The organism is Poseidonocella sedimentorum, from assembly GCF_900116005.1.
GTDB classification, from domain to species: domain Bacteria; phylum Pseudomonadota; class Alphaproteobacteria; order Rhodobacterales; family Rhodobacteraceae; genus Poseidonocella; species Poseidonocella sedimentorum.
In genome coordinates this window covers 118,636-132,308 of sequence record NZ_FOYI01000009.1, presented here as the reverse complement: position 1 = coordinate 132,308, position 13,673 = coordinate 118,636, and the positions used below count along the sequence as shown (strand labels likewise).

15 protein-coding genes are annotated in these 13,673 nt (G+C 68.3%); 11 read left to right on the top strand and 4 right to left on the bottom strand.

The window, feature by feature from the left end:
- Window positions 1-312: transposase (locus BM353_RS13135; protein WP_143104161.1), on the top strand; the 312-nt coding region annotated here is incomplete at its 5' end.
- On the opposite strand, the gene BM353_RS16965 is transcribed toward BM353_RS13135, so the two are convergent.
- Window positions 296-466 carry a hypothetical protein gene (locus tag BM353_RS16965; protein WP_177220552.1) on the bottom strand — a complete coding sequence of 57 codons (171 nt, stop codon included), beginning with the start codon at window positions 464-466 and terminating at the stop codon, window positions 296-298. The two genes, BM353_RS13135 and BM353_RS16965, sit on opposite strands and share 17 nt — an antisense overlap.
- A 508-nt stretch (window positions 467-974) precedes the next feature.
- On the opposite strand from BM353_RS16965, the gene gatC reads away from it, so the two are divergent.
- From gatC to BM353_RS13115, 4 genes are read left to right on the top strand one after another with little or no spacing between them, the layout of a single operon-like run.
- Window positions 975-1,262 carry an Asp-tRNA(Asn)/Glu-tRNA(Gln) amidotransferase subunit GatC gene (gene gatC, locus BM353_RS13130; protein ID WP_092081611.1) on the top strand — a complete coding sequence of 96 codons (288 nt, stop codon included), beginning with the start codon at window positions 975-977 and terminating at the stop codon, window positions 1,260-1,262.
- A 2-nt stretch (window positions 1,263-1,264) separates the two neighbouring features.
- Window positions 1,265-2,752, top strand: coding sequence for an Asp-tRNA(Asn)/Glu-tRNA(Gln) amidotransferase subunit GatA (gene gatA, locus BM353_RS13125; protein ID WP_092081609.1), 1,488 nt, complete (start codon window positions 1,265-1,267; stop codon window positions 2,750-2,752).
- A gap of 10 nt (window positions 2,753-2,762) precedes the next feature.
- Window positions 2,763-3,413, top strand: a complete 651-nt coding sequence (locus tag BM353_RS13120; protein WP_092081607.1) for a hypothetical protein — start codon at window positions 2,763-2,765, stop codon at window positions 3,411-3,413.
- Window positions 3,410-4,069, top strand: a complete 660-nt coding sequence (locus BM353_RS13115) for an N-acetylmuramoyl-L-alanine amidase (protein ID WP_092081605.1) — start codon at window positions 3,410-3,412, stop codon at window positions 4,067-4,069. The genes BM353_RS13120 and BM353_RS13115 overlap by 4 nt, the downstream gene beginning before the upstream one ends.
- Window positions 4,070-4,255: 186 nt before the next feature.
- On the opposite strand, the gene BM353_RS13110 is transcribed toward BM353_RS13115, so the two are convergent.
- Window positions 4,256-6,196 carry a lytic transglycosylase domain-containing protein gene (locus BM353_RS13110; RefSeq protein WP_245759649.1) on the bottom strand — a complete coding sequence of 647 codons (1,941 nt, stop codon included), beginning with the start codon at window positions 6,194-6,196 and terminating at the stop codon, window positions 4,256-4,258.
- 186 nt (window positions 6,197-6,382) lie between these two features.
- Between BM353_RS13110 and dapA the strand changes: the two genes are divergently transcribed.
- Window positions 6,383-7,252 (top strand): 4-hydroxy-tetrahydrodipicolinate synthase, encoded by an 870-nt coding sequence (gene dapA / locus BM353_RS13105; RefSeq protein WP_092081603.1) that lies wholly within the window; start codon window positions 6,383-6,385, stop codon window positions 7,250-7,252.
- A 27-nt stretch (window positions 7,253-7,279) separates the two neighbouring features.
- Here the strand turns inward: dapA and BM353_RS13100 are convergent, their stop codons facing one another.
- Window positions 7,280-8,260, bottom strand: a complete 981-nt coding sequence (locus tag BM353_RS13100; protein WP_092081601.1) for a P1 family peptidase — start codon at window positions 8,258-8,260, stop codon at window positions 7,280-7,282.
- Window positions 8,261-8,418: 158 nt separating this feature from the next.
- Here BM353_RS13100 and BM353_RS13095 point away from each other — a divergent pair, with 158 nt between their 5' ends.
- Window positions 8,419-9,603: a benzoate/H(+) symporter BenE family transporter gene (locus tag BM353_RS13095; protein ID WP_092081599.1), complete on the top strand. Its 1,185-nt coding sequence runs from the start codon at window positions 8,419-8,421 to the stop codon at window positions 9,601-9,603.
- A gap of 8 nt (window positions 9,604-9,611) precedes the next feature.
- Here BM353_RS13095 and BM353_RS13090 read toward each other — a convergent pair whose 3' ends face one another.
- Window positions 9,612-10,004 carry a RidA family protein gene (locus BM353_RS13090; RefSeq protein WP_092081597.1) on the bottom strand — a complete coding sequence of 131 codons (393 nt, stop codon included), beginning with the start codon at window positions 10,002-10,004 and terminating at the stop codon, window positions 9,612-9,614.
- A 170-nt stretch (window positions 10,005-10,174) separates the two neighbouring features.
- Between BM353_RS13090 and proS the strand changes: the two genes are divergently transcribed.
- Genes proS through BM353_RS13075 form a run of 4 tightly spaced genes read left to right on the top strand, consistent with a single transcriptional unit; the run spans window position 10,175 to window position 13,655 of the window.
- Window positions 10,175-11,518 carry a proline--tRNA ligase gene (gene proS / locus BM353_RS13085; protein WP_092081592.1) on the top strand — a complete coding sequence of 448 codons (1,344 nt, stop codon included), beginning with the start codon at window positions 10,175-10,177 and terminating at the stop codon, window positions 11,516-11,518.
- A complete protein-coding gene (locus BM353_RS16665; RefSeq protein ID WP_143104159.1) occupies window positions 11,505-11,684 on the top strand; it encodes a hypothetical protein in 180 nt (59 codons plus the stop codon). The genes proS and BM353_RS16665 overlap by 14 nt, the downstream gene beginning before the upstream one ends.
- Window positions 11,684-12,970, top strand: coding sequence for a lipoprotein-releasing ABC transporter permease subunit (locus BM353_RS13080; RefSeq protein ID WP_092081636.1), 1,287 nt, complete (start codon window positions 11,684-11,686; stop codon window positions 12,968-12,970). Before BM353_RS16665 ends, BM353_RS13080 begins: the two co-directional genes overlap by 1 nt.
- Window positions 12,963-13,655 (top strand): ABC transporter ATP-binding protein, encoded by a 693-nt coding sequence (locus BM353_RS13075; protein WP_092081590.1) that lies wholly within the window; start codon window positions 12,963-12,965, stop codon window positions 13,653-13,655. Before BM353_RS13080 ends, BM353_RS13075 begins: the two co-directional genes overlap by 8 nt.
- Window positions 13,656-13,673: the final 18 nt, after the last annotated feature.

Genomic DNA, 13,673 nt, shown 5'->3' with positions numbered 1-13,673 from the left:
GACTACATCGGCGCGCGGGCACTGCTGAGCAGCCTGCCGAATGTAGACTGGCTGCTCGGAGACCGTGGCTATGACGCCGACTGGTTCAGAGACGCTTTGAAAGACAAAGGGATAAGGCCCTGCATCCCGGGTCGAAAGCAACGCAAGACGCCCGTGAAATACGATCAGCGTCGATACAAGCGACGCAACAGGATTGAGATCATGTTCGGCAGGCTCAAGGATTGGCGGCGCGTCGCAACCCGGTATGATCGCTGCCCCAAGGTCTTCCTCTCGGCCATCGCTCTCGCAGCAATCGTCATTTATTGGCTATGAGTCCTGACCCTAGGGTGGTGGGACCGGAGACTTCATTCAATAAATCTACGGTTTCCTTATTTTTTCCAAACAGAGAAACATACAGCCGCCACTCAACTTGCAGGGTATCGAATTCCCGATATACAAATCCGAAATACTCACGCAGATCAGACATCTTTTCTCCTGCTTTGCAACACTCTGCCACTTTCACGGCGCGGAAATACTTTGACAACCAATAATTTCGAAGACCCCGCGCGATCGCCGAGCCGCGGGGTGGCGCCTTCCCTCTGATCCGTGTGCTTTATAGCCGCCACATCCCTCCCACTTCGACCGTCGCGCAAACGGGGAACAATCGCCGCCCCGGGGGGCGGGTCGGCGATCGCGCGGCGGCCTTCGGCCTTGTCTCCGCGCGTTGATACTTCGTTCGAACGGAGGGAAGCCGCCCCATCGCATCCAAGGTGCGCCGCTTTAAGTCGGCTCGCCTTAGGCGAGACGGGCGGGTTGGAGACTTAAAGGCGGCCTATGCCTTAGCCGCGCGCAGGGACTTCGTTCGAGCAAAACTGAGACAGTACGTGGGTCCACCAGCGCGCTACCCGCTCATCCTCCACTTGCAGCGCCGGGCCTGCGGCGATAAACGCGAGGCCAGCCCGAGACCCTAGCCCGATAAAGACCGGAGAGCCCTCATGTCGATCGACAAGGACACCGCCGCCCGTGTGGCGAAACTGGCCCGTATCAGGGTCGAGGAGGACGCCCTGCCCGCGCTGGCGGAGGAGTTCAACAACATCCTCACCTTCATCGAGCAGCTCGGCGAGGTCGATGTGGAGGGTGTCGAGCCGATGACCTCCGTCACGCCGCAAAAGCTCAAGCGCCGGGCCGATGAGGTCACTGCCGGGGGGCACCCCGAGGCGGTGTTGAAAAACGCGCCGGATGCGCGCGAGGGGTTCTTTGCCGTGCCGAAAGTGGTGGAATGACGATGAGCGATTTGAACGGACTGACCCTTGCCGAGGCCCGCGACAAGCTGCGCGCGGGGGATGTGAGCTCGGTGGAACTGACCAAGGCCTTTCTCGGTGAGATCGAGGGCGCCGCGGCGCTCAATGCTTTTGTCCACCACACGCCGGAAATCGCGCTTGCGCAGGCCGAGGCGGCGGATGCGCGGATCGCGGCGGGCGATGCGCCGGCGATGTGCGGGCTGCCGGTGGGGATCAAGGATCTCTTCTGCACCAAGGGCGTGCCGTCGCAGGCCGCCTCGCGCATTCTGGAGGGGTTCCGGCCCGAGTATGAGAGCACGGTGACGCAGAACCTGTTCGACGCGGGCGCGGTCATGCTGGGCAAGCTCAACATGGACGAGTTCGCCATGGGCAGCTCCAACGAGACGTCCTGTTATGGCAACGCGGTCAACCCGTGGCGACGGGGCAATGATGACGCGGCGCTGACGCCGGGGGGCTCTTCGGGCGGCTCGGCGGCGGCCGTTGCGGCGGATCTGTGCCTCGCGGCGACGGGCACGGACACGGGCGGCTCGATCCGCCAGCCCGCGGCGTTTGCCGGGATCACCGGGATCAAGCCGACCTACGGGCGCTGCTCCCGCTGGGGGGTGGTGGCTTTTGCCTCTTCGCTCGATCAGGCCGGGCCGATGACCAAATCGGTGCGCGATGCGGCGATCATGCTGGAGGCGATGGCCGGGCATGACCCCAAGGACAGCACCTCGGCGGATCTGCCGGTGCCGGATTTCGAGGCCATGCTGACCGGCGATATTCGCGGCAAGGTGATCGGGGTTCCCAAGGAATACCGGATGGACGGCATGCCCGCCGAGATCGAGAATCTCTGGGCCGAGGGGACCGAGATGCTGCGCGATGCGGGCGCGGAGATCCGCGATATCTCGCTGCCGCACACCAAATACGCGCTGCCGACCTATTACGTGATCGCGCCCGCCGAAGCGTCGTCGAACCTCGCGCGCTATGACGGGGTCCGCTATGGCCACCGAGCGGCGCTGGCGCAGGGGGACGGCATCACCGAGATGTATGAAAAGACCCGCGCCGAAGGGTTCGGCCACGAGGTGCAGCGACGCGTCATGGTCGGGACCTATGTGCTCTCGGCGGGGTTCTATGACGCCTATTACAACCGCGCGCGCAAGGTGCGCACGCTCATCAAGCGCGATTTCGAGACGGTCTTCGCCGAGGGGATCGACGCGATCCTGACCCCTGCGACACCGTCGGCGGCCTTCGGGCTGGGCGAGATGAGCGAGGCGGATCCGATTGCGATGTACCTCAACGATATCTTCACCGTGACGGTGAACCTCGCCGGACTGCCCGGCATCGCGGTGCCCACGGGCACGGATGCGCAGGGTCTTCCGCTGGCGTTGCAACTCATCGGGCGGCCCTGGGAAGAGGGCGACCTGCTCAATACCGCCTATGCTTTGGAAAAGGCTGCGGGATTTGTGGCGAAACCGGCGAAATGGTGGTAGGGTTTTGATCATGAAGCGCGTCAATTTGTTCAGTGGCCTTGGGGCGGGCGCCCTGCTCGCGGCCCTCTCGGCCTGTAGTCCGGGCATTCCCAATGATGTCTCCCCCATAGTTTATGGCGGCGCGGATACCGCCGCGCAGGCTGAGCGCGACGCGGCGCTGGAGGGGCGCGATCCGATCATCACCGAGATAGCGCTCGATCCCGCGGGCAACCCGGTGACGACGCGCCCCGGCACCCCGGCGCCCGAGGCCGTCACCGCCACGGGGATCTCGGCGGAGAACGATTTTGACCGCGTGGGCGAGCTGCGCAGCATCGAGAGCGACGCCGAGCGCACCGAGGCCCTGCGCAGCCAGTACGAGCAGGTCCAGCCGACCGCCCTGCCGACGCGCGGCGGCGCTGGCAGCGCCAACATCGTCCAGTATGCGCTCAGCACCACCAATACCCCCGGCCAGCCGATCTATACCCGCCTGAACCTGCGGACCGCGGCGGCGCATGAGCGCAAATGTGCCCAGTTCGCCTCGGCCGATCAGGCGCAGGTCGCCTTCCTCACCAATGGCGGGCCGGAGCGGGATCGCAGCGGGCTTGACCCGGATGGCGACGGCTTTGCCTGCGACTGGGATCCAGCGCCGTTCCGGCGGGCGATTTCGGCCAATTCGCAATGAGCGCGGCGCCGGTCTGGCGCCCCTCGCCCAACTTCGGCCCCCGGCGCGATGGGGGCCGCCCCGAGATCATCGTCATTCACTACACCGCCATGGCCAGCGCGACCGGCGCGATTGACTGGCTTTGCAACCCCGAGGCCGAGGTTTCGGCCCACTACCTGATCGACGCGCGCGGCGCGGTGACGCAAATGGTGCGCGAGGCGGATCGGGCGTGGCACGCGGGCGCGGGGCGTTGGCGCGGGCGCGCGGATGTGAACTCCTGGTCGCTCGGGATCGAGCTGTCCAACACCGGGAAAGAGCCCTTCGCGGAGCCGCAGATGGCCGCGCTTGAGGGGCTGCTGACGGGGATGATGGCGCGGCACGGGATCGCCCCGGAAAACGTCATCGGCCACTCGGATCTTGCCCCGGGGCGCAAGGTCGACCCCGGGCGGCGCTTCGACTGGGCCCGCCTCGCGCGGCAGGGGCTTGCCCAGGCCGCAGCGCGCAGCAGCGCCATCCCCACCGACCCCTTTCGCGTCCTCGCCAGCCGTGCAGGCTATACCGCCGAGGTGGATGACGAAACGCTACTGGCCGCGCTGCGGTTGCGTCACTGCCCGTGGAACGATGGCCCGCTTAACAAGACCGACCTCGCCATTCTGGCCGCTCTGGCCGGGTCCTGACCCTTCGCCAACCTTTTTCGCCGGTATCCAATTTTCTGTTCTTAAATTGATTCAAGGCATGCGGCATTGCCCAAAACAGCGCCCACCAAAGGCAGCAAAGCTGATGAGCGAAAAACACAGAACCGCATGGCGTCGAATACCCCGTAGCGCGTCAGCATTCAAAACAGTCGTCAAGAAGACCTCACCCTAGATCCGCCCGACGAGCAGATCGGACAACCGCCCGGGATCGCGGTTGAGCCGCATCCGGTAGACGATCATCGCCTCGGTCACGCGCATGACGTAGTTGCGCGTCTCGCGGAAGGGGATCATCTCGATCCAGTCGACCATCTCCTCGATCCGCCCGCCTCGGGGATCGCCGTAGAGCTCCATCCAGCGGTCGGGCCGTGAGGGCCCCGCGTTGTAGGCCGCGGCGATCATCACCGGGTTGCCGTCGAACCGCTCGGAAAGCTCGCGCAGGTAGGCCGCGCCGAGCCGCGCGTTATAGCCCCAGTCGGACAGGAGCGCCCCCGCGCTATAGCCGATCCCGAGATCGCCAGCCATTTCCTCGGCGGTGCCGGGCATGAGCTGCATGAGACCGCGCGCGCCCACGGGGCTCACCACGCCGGGGTCGAATTCGCTTTCGCGCCGCGCGATGGAAAGGACGAGTTCGGGCGGCAGGCCGTCGCTCCGCGTCGCGACCGGGTGCATCGCGAAATAGGGGCGCTCGACCATCATCTCCTGCCGCACGGCCTGTTTGCCGAGCATCACCGCGATATGCGGCGCGCCGAGCTCCTCGGCCATGCGTCCGAGCGCGCCGATCTCCGGCTCCGACAGGCTCTCGGAGAGATGCACGAAGAACCGCTCGGCAAGGTAAAGCTCCCCCGCCGCGAGGCTCAGAACCCCGGCCTGAAACACCGACGAGCCGGTGAACCCCGCCTCGCGCCAGTCCGGGTAGGGCTCAAGGCCGCGCAGCGCCTCGTCCACGGCAATCCCCGCCCGGTCGGCCGCCAGCAACCCGTAGAACCCGGTCTGGTGTTTGGCCGCTTCGCCGTAAGCGCGCGTCGCCGCTTCCATGTCACCGATTTGCTCATAGGACCGGCCGAGCCAATAGCCGGCGCGACCGAGCGAAATCGGCGTCGCCACGGCGGCGGACATGGCCTTGAAATGGTCCAGCGCGCGGGCCGGGTTGTGCAGCTTGAGCGAGAGATAGCCCGCGAGCCACTCCAGATCGGCATAGTTCGCCCCGCCGGTGAGATGGTGGCTCGAGGCGATCCGGTAGGCGCGCGACAGGTCGCCAGCGCGCATCGCCTGGCGGGCGAACTGGCGGCGCATGTTGGCCCAGCGTTCGGGCTCGCCCAAGGCCTGCGCGCTTGTGCTGCGGCTGAGCAGGAGGTCGACCGCGCTGTCGTTGCGGCCCGCGCGGGTGCGCCAGAGGAATCGCTCATAAGCGAGGCCCGGATCTTCGGCGAGGGCGGCGGGAATCGCCTCGATCAGCGCATCGACCCCGTCCTCGCGGGCCCGGAGCGCGATCCGCGCCTTGGCGAGCGCTGCCCAGCCGGGGGAAATCGCCGCGCCCGCGGCGTCCAGCAGGCGGCGCGCGGCCTCGGTCTCGCCGGTCCAGAGCAGCATGTCGAGGCGGGCGATCTGGTGGTCGGCAAGCAGCGCTGCGTGCTGGCTGAGGAACTTTGCCTCCGTCCCGGGATCCATCGCGAGGCTGCGCCAGGCGAAGACCAGCGCGTCGCGCGCCGCGCTCTCCTGCCCCGAGGCCCGCAGCGCCGCGGCATAGGCAAGCGCGCCCTCTCCCGTCTGCGGCAGGGCGCTTTGGAAGAAGGCCTTCGTCTCGGCCGGCGCGCCCTCTGCCGCGACCCCTTCGGAGCGACGCCGCAGCAGCGCAAGCCCGGGCCAGTCGCCGCGCCGCTCAAGGAAGGCGCGCACCTCGTCAAAGTTGCCGCGCCCCGCGCGCAGCCGCTGCCACTCGATGATATCGGCCCCGACGCTGCCCTCGCGCTGGCCGAGCGCCGTCGCCGTGTCCCAATCGCCCGCGCGCAACGCCGCCATTGCCGCCTCGAGGGGGCGGACCGGCGGTGCCGCGGGGCTCGCCATCGGCGCAAGGGCCAGCGAAACGGTCAGAAGGAGGCGGGCAATCATCGGTGGGGCAAGGTCCTGATCAACGGGGTGTCATCGCGGGATCATCGCCGCGGTCGGGGCCAAAATATCGCCCCGCGAGCGCGCCGCAATACACAAACTTGGCAAAGCTCCAAACGCGCGTTAAACCGCGCTGCAGTCCGGCGGGTGATCCGCCGGCTCAGGACCCGAATTCAGGAGGCGCGCGACATGTTCAGAGGATCCCTTCCCGCACTGGTCACGCCGTTCAAGGACGGCGAGCTGGATCTGGCAACGCTCAAACGCCTCGTCGATTGGCACATCGATCAGGGGAGCCGCGGCCTCGTGCCCGTCGGCACCACCGGCGAGAGCCCGACACTCACCCACGAAGAGCATGACCGCGTTGTTGCCACCGTGATCGATGTGGCGGCCGGGCGCGTGCCCGTGCTCGCAGGCGCCGGTTCCAACTCGACGCGGGAGGCCTGCCGGCTGGTGGACGCGGCCAAGGCCGCCGGCGCCGAGGGCGCGCTCGTCGTATCGCCCTATTACAACAAGCCGACTCAGGCCGGGCTGATTGCGCATTTCACCGCCGCCGCGAGCCGCGGCCTGCCGCTGATCGTCTATAACATCCCGGGCCGGTCCGTGGTCGACATCTCGCCCCAGACAATGGGCGAGCTCGCCAAGCTCGACACCATCATCGGGGTCAAGGATGCCACCGCCGACCTCTCCCGCGTGGGCCAGCAGCGCATCACCTGCGGCACCGATTTCATCCAGCTCTCGGGCGAGGATGCGACGGCCGTGGGCTACAACGCACAAGGCGGCGTCGGCTGCATCTCGGTGACGGCCAACGTCGCGCCCGCGCTCTGCGCGCAGGTCCAGACGGCCACGCTGGCGGGCGACTACGCCACCGCGCTGGAGCTGACCGACAAGCTCATGCCGCTGCATCTGGCGATCTTCACCGAGCCGGGGCTCGTGGGCGTCAAATACGCGATGTCGCGGCTCGGGCTCTGCTCCGAAGAGGTGCGCCTGCCGCTGGTGCCGCTCACGGAGCCGACCCGCGCCAAGATCGACGCCGCGATGGAGCACGCCGGGCTTCTCTGACGCCCCGCGCCCATCGCCCGCGCGACTTCACCCCTCCTGCCAGACCGGCAGGAGGTCCCCCGCCGCCGGTGTCGCAGCATGGACACCCCGGGCGATTGCGCGCGCGAGGCACAGGCTGGCCGCATGGCCGATCATCATGAGCGGCTCGGGGCCCTCATCGAGCGGGACCGCGCCGGTCGCGGCGGCAAAGACCAGATCCCCGTCAAGCGGCGTGTGGCTCGGCAGGAGCGCCCGGGCCATGCCGTCCTGCGCGGCGGTGGCGAGCCGGGTGCACTGGGGCTGGCTCAGCGCGGCGTCGGTGGCGACGATGGCGATGGTGGTGCTGGCATTGAGGGCCGAGAGCTTGGTGCGGCAGCCCTTGGGGACTCGCGGCGCGGGCCCGAGCCCGCCGAACTCCGCGCCCTCCTCCCATGGCGCGGCCCAGAAATGCCGCCCGTCCCCGACCGTCGCCGAGCCAAGCGCGTTGACCGCCACCAGCGCGCCGACCGTATGCCCGCTCTCCAGCACGCAAGAGGCCGAGCCGAGCCCACCCTTGAACGTCGCCGTGGTCGCGCCGAGACCGGCCCCGGCAGAGCCGAGCGCGAACTCCGGGCCGGCGGCATCGAGCGCCGCGCGGCCGAGGGCCGGATAGGGGTTCTCCGCCCAGCCCTTCGCGCCGCCGTTCAGCAGATCGAAGAGAATCGCCCCAGGTACGATGGGCACGCGCGCGGGCCCCACGGCAAAGCCCCGCCCCGCCGCCGCCAACCCCGCCGCGACTCCGTCGCAGGCCGCGAGCCCGAAGGCGCTGCCGCCCGAGAGCACCAGCGCATCGACTTGTTGCACGGTCCGGTCCGGGGCGAGCAGGTCGGTTTCCCGCGTGCCCGGCGCGCCGCCCATGACGCTGACGCCCGCGGTGAAGGGCGCGCCCGAGGTCAGCACCGTGACGCCCGATTTCAGCCCCGCGTCGCCGGCATTGCCGACCCGCAGCCCCGCCACATCCGTGATCAAATTGCGCGCGCCCGGTTCCATGCCGCCCTCCCCGCTGTCGCCCCGATCCTAGGCTTTGCTCCGGCGCCCGTCCATCCGGCCCGCTCGGGTCTTGCAGCCGTGCGCGGATCGGTCCAGACATGCGGGCAACACCCCAAATGAGACGCCTCGCGCGTCATCCCCCGGACCGGACAATTACGATGCTGCGCGAGCTCTCTCCTTCGGCCATCTACATGGGCCTTCTGGCCGCCTTCGTGGGGTACTCGGCCTCCTTCGCCATCGTGCTCGCCGGGGTGACCCGCGTGGGCGCGACGCCCGATCAGGCCGCCACAGCGCTCTTTTTCGCCACGCTCGGCATGGGGGTCGGCAGTCTCTGGCTCCCGCTCGCCACTCGCAGCCCCGCGGCCGTGGCCTGGTCCACGCCGGGCGCCGCGCTTCTGGCCGCCTCCGCCGCGCCCGCGGGCGGGTTCGGCGCGGTGGTGGCCGCGCTCATCGGCTGCGCCGCGCTGATCGCGATCACCGGGGTCGTGCCGCTGCTCGGCCGGATCGTTGCGGCGATCCCCAAGCCGGTGGCAAACGCGCTACTCGCCGGAGTGCTCTTCCCGCTCTGCCTCGCGCCGGCCCATGCGCTCGGCGCGGCGCCGCTGCTCTTCCTGCCGGTGCTCGGCGCCTGGGTCGCGGGGCTGCTGCTGCACCGGCTCGCGGCCATGCCGCTGGCGGTTCTGGCCTTCATCCTGGTGATGATCTTCGCCGTCGATCTGCCCGCCGATGCGCTCGGCGATGCGCTTGGTGGATCGCTCGGCCTGCCCGCGCTGGCGCCCGTTGCGCCGGAGTTCAGCCTCGCGGGGCTCATCTCTTTGGCGCTGCCGCTCTACCTCGTGACCATGGCGGGCCAGAACATCCCCGGCTTTGCGCTTCTGGAACTTCAGGGCTATCCCGTCGACCGGCAGGCGGCGCTGCGCAAGACCGGGCTGGCGAGCCTCGTTGCGGCCCCCTTCGGCGCGATCCCGATCAACATGTCGGCGATCACCGCGGCGCTGATGGCCGGCCCCGACGCCCACCCCGACCGCAGCCGCCGCTACTGGGCCGCGGTGGTCTCGGGGCTGGGCTATGTCGGTCTGGCGCTGCTGGCCGAACCGGTCACGCAGCTGGCGCAAGCCGCCCCGTCAGAGCTCATCATCGGCGTCGCGGGGCTCGCGCTCATTCCCGCGCTGGTCGCCGCGCTCTCGGCCGGGTTTTCCGAGCCGGGCAGCATCGAGGCCCCCGCGCTCACCTTCCTCATCACCGCAAGCGGCATGACCCTGCTGGGCATCAGCGGCGCCTTCTGGGGGATCGTCATCGGAGTGCTGATCTGGGGCCTCAAACGCGGGCTCAAACGCCGCTAGGCGCCGTTTCAGCTCCGGCGCGCGATCGCGTCGATCTCCACCAGCGCCCCGACGGCCATCCCGGTCACACCGACGCAGGTCCGCGCGGGCAACCGTCCGGGCGCGAAATAGCTCTCGTATGTGGCATTCATCGCCGCATAGTCGCGGTGAAACTCCGTCAGGAATACGCGCACCTGCACGATTTCCTCCAGCCCCATCGACAGACCGCCGAGCACGAGGCCGAGATTGTCCATCACCCGCCGCGTCTGCGCCTCGATCCCCTCGGGCAAGGGCCGCTCGGGATCATCGGGAAAGGTGGGCATCTGTCCGGTGAGGAAGACCCAACCATCGGTCTCGACCGCATGGGAAAACGGCGCGACGGGCTGGGGGGCGGCGTCGATCATGTGAAACGAGGGAGGCATCGGAGGTCCTTTCGGTCGGCGGCAAGGTTTGCGCCCCATCAGACCGGTTTCGCCCGCCATCGCAAGGGCGGAGTGCCGCGCCCGGCGCCATGGCGACTCCGAAGCCGCTTGTATGGTCGTGAATGCGCCATTAAACGATGGGCTGATTTTCGATCATACCGGAGCCCTTGATGCGCCTTTCACGTTATTTCCTGCCGGTCCTGAAGGAGACCCCTTCGGAGGCGCAGATCGTATCGCACCGCTACATGCTTCGCGCCGGGATGATCAAACAGGCGAGCGCAGGGATCTATTCCTGGCTGCCTCTGGGTTACAAGGTTCTGCGCAACATCGAGCGGATCGTCCATGAGGAACAGGTCCGCGCGGGCCATATCCCGATGCTCATGCCGACGCTGCAATCGGCGGACCTGTGGCGCGAGAGCGGGCGCTATGACGACTACGGCGAGGAGATGCTGCGCATTTCCGACCGGCACGGGCGCGACATGCTCTACGGGCCGACCAACGAAGAGCTCATCACCGACATCTTCCGCAGCCACGTCAGCAGCTACCGCGACCTGCCGCTCACGCTCTACCACATCCAGTGGAAATTCCGCGATGAGATCCGCCCGCGCTTCGGCGTGATGCGGGGCCGCGAGTTCCTGATGAAGGACGGCTACAACTTCGACCTTACCAAGGAAGACGCGCTGCACGCCTACAACCGGCACCTCGTCTCCTACCTGCGCAGCTATGAGCGGATGGGGCTTCAGGCGATCCCGATGCGCGCCGATGGCGGGCCGATCGGGGGCGACTACACCCATGAATTCCTCGTGCTGGCCGAGACCGGCGAGTCGGAGGTCTTCTACGACAGCGAGATCACCGATCTGAAATTCGGCGACCGCGAGATCGACTACGACGACGTGGCGCAGTGTCAGGCCGTGCTGGAGGAGTTCACCTCGCGCTATGCGCGCACCGACGAAACCCACGACGCGGCGCTCTTCGACAAGGTCCCGGAGGCGCGCCGCCGCTCGGCGCGGGGGATCGAGGTCGGCCAGATCTTTTATTTCGGCACCAAGTATTCCGAAGCCATGGGCGCCAATGTGCAAGGGCCCGACGGCAAATCCGTCCCCGTCCACATGGGCAGTCATGGCATCGGCGTCAGCCGCCTTCTGGGCGCGATCATCGAGGCGAGCCATGACGAAAAGGGCATCATCTGGCCCGAGGGCGTGACGCCCTTCCACGTCGGCATCGTCAACCTCAAGACCGGGGACGCGGAGGCCGATGCGGCTTGCGAGAGCCTCTACAAGAGCTTCACCGCCCTCGGACTGGAGCCGCTCTACGACGACACCAACGAGCGCGCGGGCGGCAAGTTCGCGACCATGGACCTCATCGGCCTGCCCTGGCGGATCACGGTGGGGCCGCGCGGTCTCAAGAACGGCGTGGTCGAGCTCACCAGCCGCCGCACGGGGGAGAGCGAAGAGCTGCCCCCCGAACAGGCCGTGGCGCGGATCACGGCGATCTACGGCCTTGCAAGTGCTTGAGGCGGGGCTGGCCAAGCGGCTGGGGCTCGCGCTCGTCTGCGGCCTCGTCGGCATGGGGCTCGCCTCGCTGCTGGGCTATAGCGGGGAGTTGGGCGCGGTGCTCGGCGTGGTGGCCTTCGTGCTCTATCGCGTGAGCCGCGCCGGCAAGTCGACGCCCCCTGAGTGATGGGAAGATCCCCCGCCCCGTTTGCGGCCTTCGAATGGCTGATCGCCTGGCGATACCTGCGCGCGCGCCGCGCCGAAGGGGGCGTTTCGGTCATGACCTGGATCAGCCTGATCGGCATCACGCTGGCAGTCATGGCGCTGATCGCGACGCTCTCGGTGCGCGCAGGTTTCCGGGCCGAATTCGTCGACACCATCCTCGGCGCCAACGCCCATGTCACGGTCTACACCACCGGCGAGGTCAACGCCCAGGGCGCGATCGACCGGCGCATCACCGACTATGACGCGATGGCCGCGCGGCTGGCCGAGGTCCCCGGCGTGACCCGGGCGGCCCCGATCCTGCGCGGGCAGGTCATGGCCAACCTGCGCGACAACAACGCGGGCGTGGAGGTCTACGGCATCACCCCGGCAGACCTCGCGGGCCTGCGCCGCATCGTCGATCCCGAGACCAGCGAGGGCGATCTTGCCCGTTTCGAAGAGGGCGTCGCCATCGGCTCGGGCGTCGCGCGCGAGCTTGGCGCGGGGCTGGGCGACCGCATCCGCATCATCTCGCCCAACGGGGTGCGCACCGCTTTCGGCACCTCGCCGCGCTCCAAGAGCTACGACGTTACCTACATCTTCACCGCCGGCCGCTACGACATCGACCGCACGCGCGTCTACATGCCGCTCGAAGAGGCGCAAGTCTACTTCAACAAGCCCGGCGCGGTGGACGAGATCGAGGTGCTGATCGAAGAGCCCGAAGCGGTGGACGAGATGCTCCTGCCCCTGCTCGACGCGGGCGGGCCCGAAGCGCTCATCTGGACATGGCGCGACAGTGCGGGGGCCTTCCTGCGGGCGCTGGAGATCGAGGACAACGTGATGTTCATCATCATGGCGATCCTCGTGCTCATCGCCTCGATGAACATCGTCTCCGGCCTTGTCATGCTGGTCAAGAACAAGGGCCGCGACATCGGCATCCTGCGCACGATGGGCCTGACCGAGGGCGCGGTTCTGCGCGTTTTCTTCATCTGCGGGGCCTTTACCGGGCTGATCGGCACGGCGCTCGGCGTGCTCTTGGGCTGCCTCTTCGCGATCTACATCGACCCGATTTTCGCCTTCGTGAACTACCTCTCGGGCGGCGGCGTCTGGGATCCCCAGATCCGCGGGATCTATGCCATCCCGGCCAGGCTGGAGTTTGGCGACGTGGTCTCCGCAGTCGCGCTCTCGCTGGGCCTGTCCTTCATCGTGACGATCTTTCCCGCCCGGCGCGCGGCGCGGATGAACCCGGTGGAGGCGCTGCGCTATGAGTGAGCCGGTGCTGGAGCTTGAGGGCATCGAGAAGGTCTACCTGCGCGGAACCGACCGCGAGGTGCGCGTGCTCGACGGGGCCTCCTGCCGGCTCGGCGCGGGCGAGATCGTCGGGCTGGTCGCGCCGTCGGGGGCGGGCAAGTCGACGCTGCTGCATGTGGCGGGCCTGCTGGATGTGGCCGATGCGGGCGCGGTGCGGATCGGGGGCGAGGATTTCGCCGCCCTCCCGGACCGCCGCCGGACCATCGCGCGGCGGCGCGACGTGGGTTTCGTCTACCAGTTCCACCACCTGTTGCCGGAGTTTTCCGCTCTGGAGAACGTCATGCTGCCGCAGCTTGCCAACGGGGCCACGCGCGCCGAGGCCCGGGCCCGCGCTGCCGCGCTGCTGGATCGCGTCGGGCTCACCGCCCGCGCCGCCCACCGGCCCGCCGCGCTTTCGGGCGGCGAGCAACAGCGCGTCGCCTTCTGCCGCGCGCTCGCCAACGCGCCGCGCCTCCTGCTGGCCGATGAACCCACCGGCAACCTTGACCCGGAGACCTCCGAGACCGTCTTTGCCGCCCTGGTCGATCTGGTGCGCGAGACCGGCCTCACCGCCCTCATCGCGACCCACAACCTCGCCCTCGCCCAACGCATGTCTCGCGTGCTGCGGCTTGAGGCCGGACGGCTCGTCGCGCAAGAGCCCGGTTGACAGACCCGCCCCGAGCCC

Excerpts from the sequence above, each read along its gene's own strand:
- proS (WP_092081592.1), top strand. The coding sequence starts at position 10,175 with ATGCGCCTTTCACGTTATTTCCTGCCGGTCCTGAAGGAGACCCCTTCG.
- BM353_RS13115 (WP_092081605.1), top strand. The coding sequence starts at position 3,410 with ATGAGCGCGGCGCCGGTCTGGCGCCCCTCGCCCAACTTCGGCCCCCGG.
- BM353_RS13100 (WP_092081601.1), bottom strand. The coding sequence starts at position 8,260 with ATGGAACCGGGCGCGCGCAATTTGATCACGGATGTGGCGGGGCTGCGG.
- gatA (WP_092081609.1), top strand. The coding sequence starts at position 1,265 with ATGAGCGATTTGAACGGACTGACCCTTGCCGAGGCCCGCGACAAGCTG.
- BM353_RS13120 (WP_092081607.1), top strand. The coding sequence starts at position 2,763 with ATGAAGCGCGTCAATTTGTTCAGTGGCCTTGGGGCGGGCGCCCTGCTC.
- BM353_RS16965 (WP_177220552.1), bottom strand. The coding sequence starts at position 466 with ATGTCTGATCTGCGTGAGTATTTCGGATTTGTATATCGGGAATTCGAT.
- BM353_RS13110 (WP_245759649.1), bottom strand. The coding sequence starts at position 6,196 with ATGATTGCCCGCCTCCTTCTGACCGTTTCGCTGGCCCTTGCGCCGATG.
- BM353_RS13080 (WP_092081636.1), top strand. The coding sequence starts at position 11,684 with ATGGGAAGATCCCCCGCCCCGTTTGCGGCCTTCGAATGGCTGATCGCC.
- gatC (WP_092081611.1), top strand. The coding sequence starts at position 975 with ATGTCGATCGACAAGGACACCGCCGCCCGTGTGGCGAAACTGGCCCGT.
- BM353_RS13095 (WP_092081599.1), top strand. The coding sequence starts at position 8,419 with ATGCTGCGCGAGCTCTCTCCTTCGGCCATCTACATGGGCCTTCTGGCC.
- dapA (WP_092081603.1), top strand. The coding sequence starts at position 6,383 with ATGTTCAGAGGATCCCTTCCCGCACTGGTCACGCCGTTCAAGGACGGC.
- BM353_RS13090 (WP_092081597.1), bottom strand. The coding sequence starts at position 10,004 with ATGCCTCCCTCGTTTCACATGATCGACGCCGCCCCCCAGCCCGTCGCG.
- BM353_RS13075 (WP_092081590.1), top strand. The coding sequence starts at position 12,963 with ATGAGTGAGCCGGTGCTGGAGCTTGAGGGCATCGAGAAGGTCTACCTG.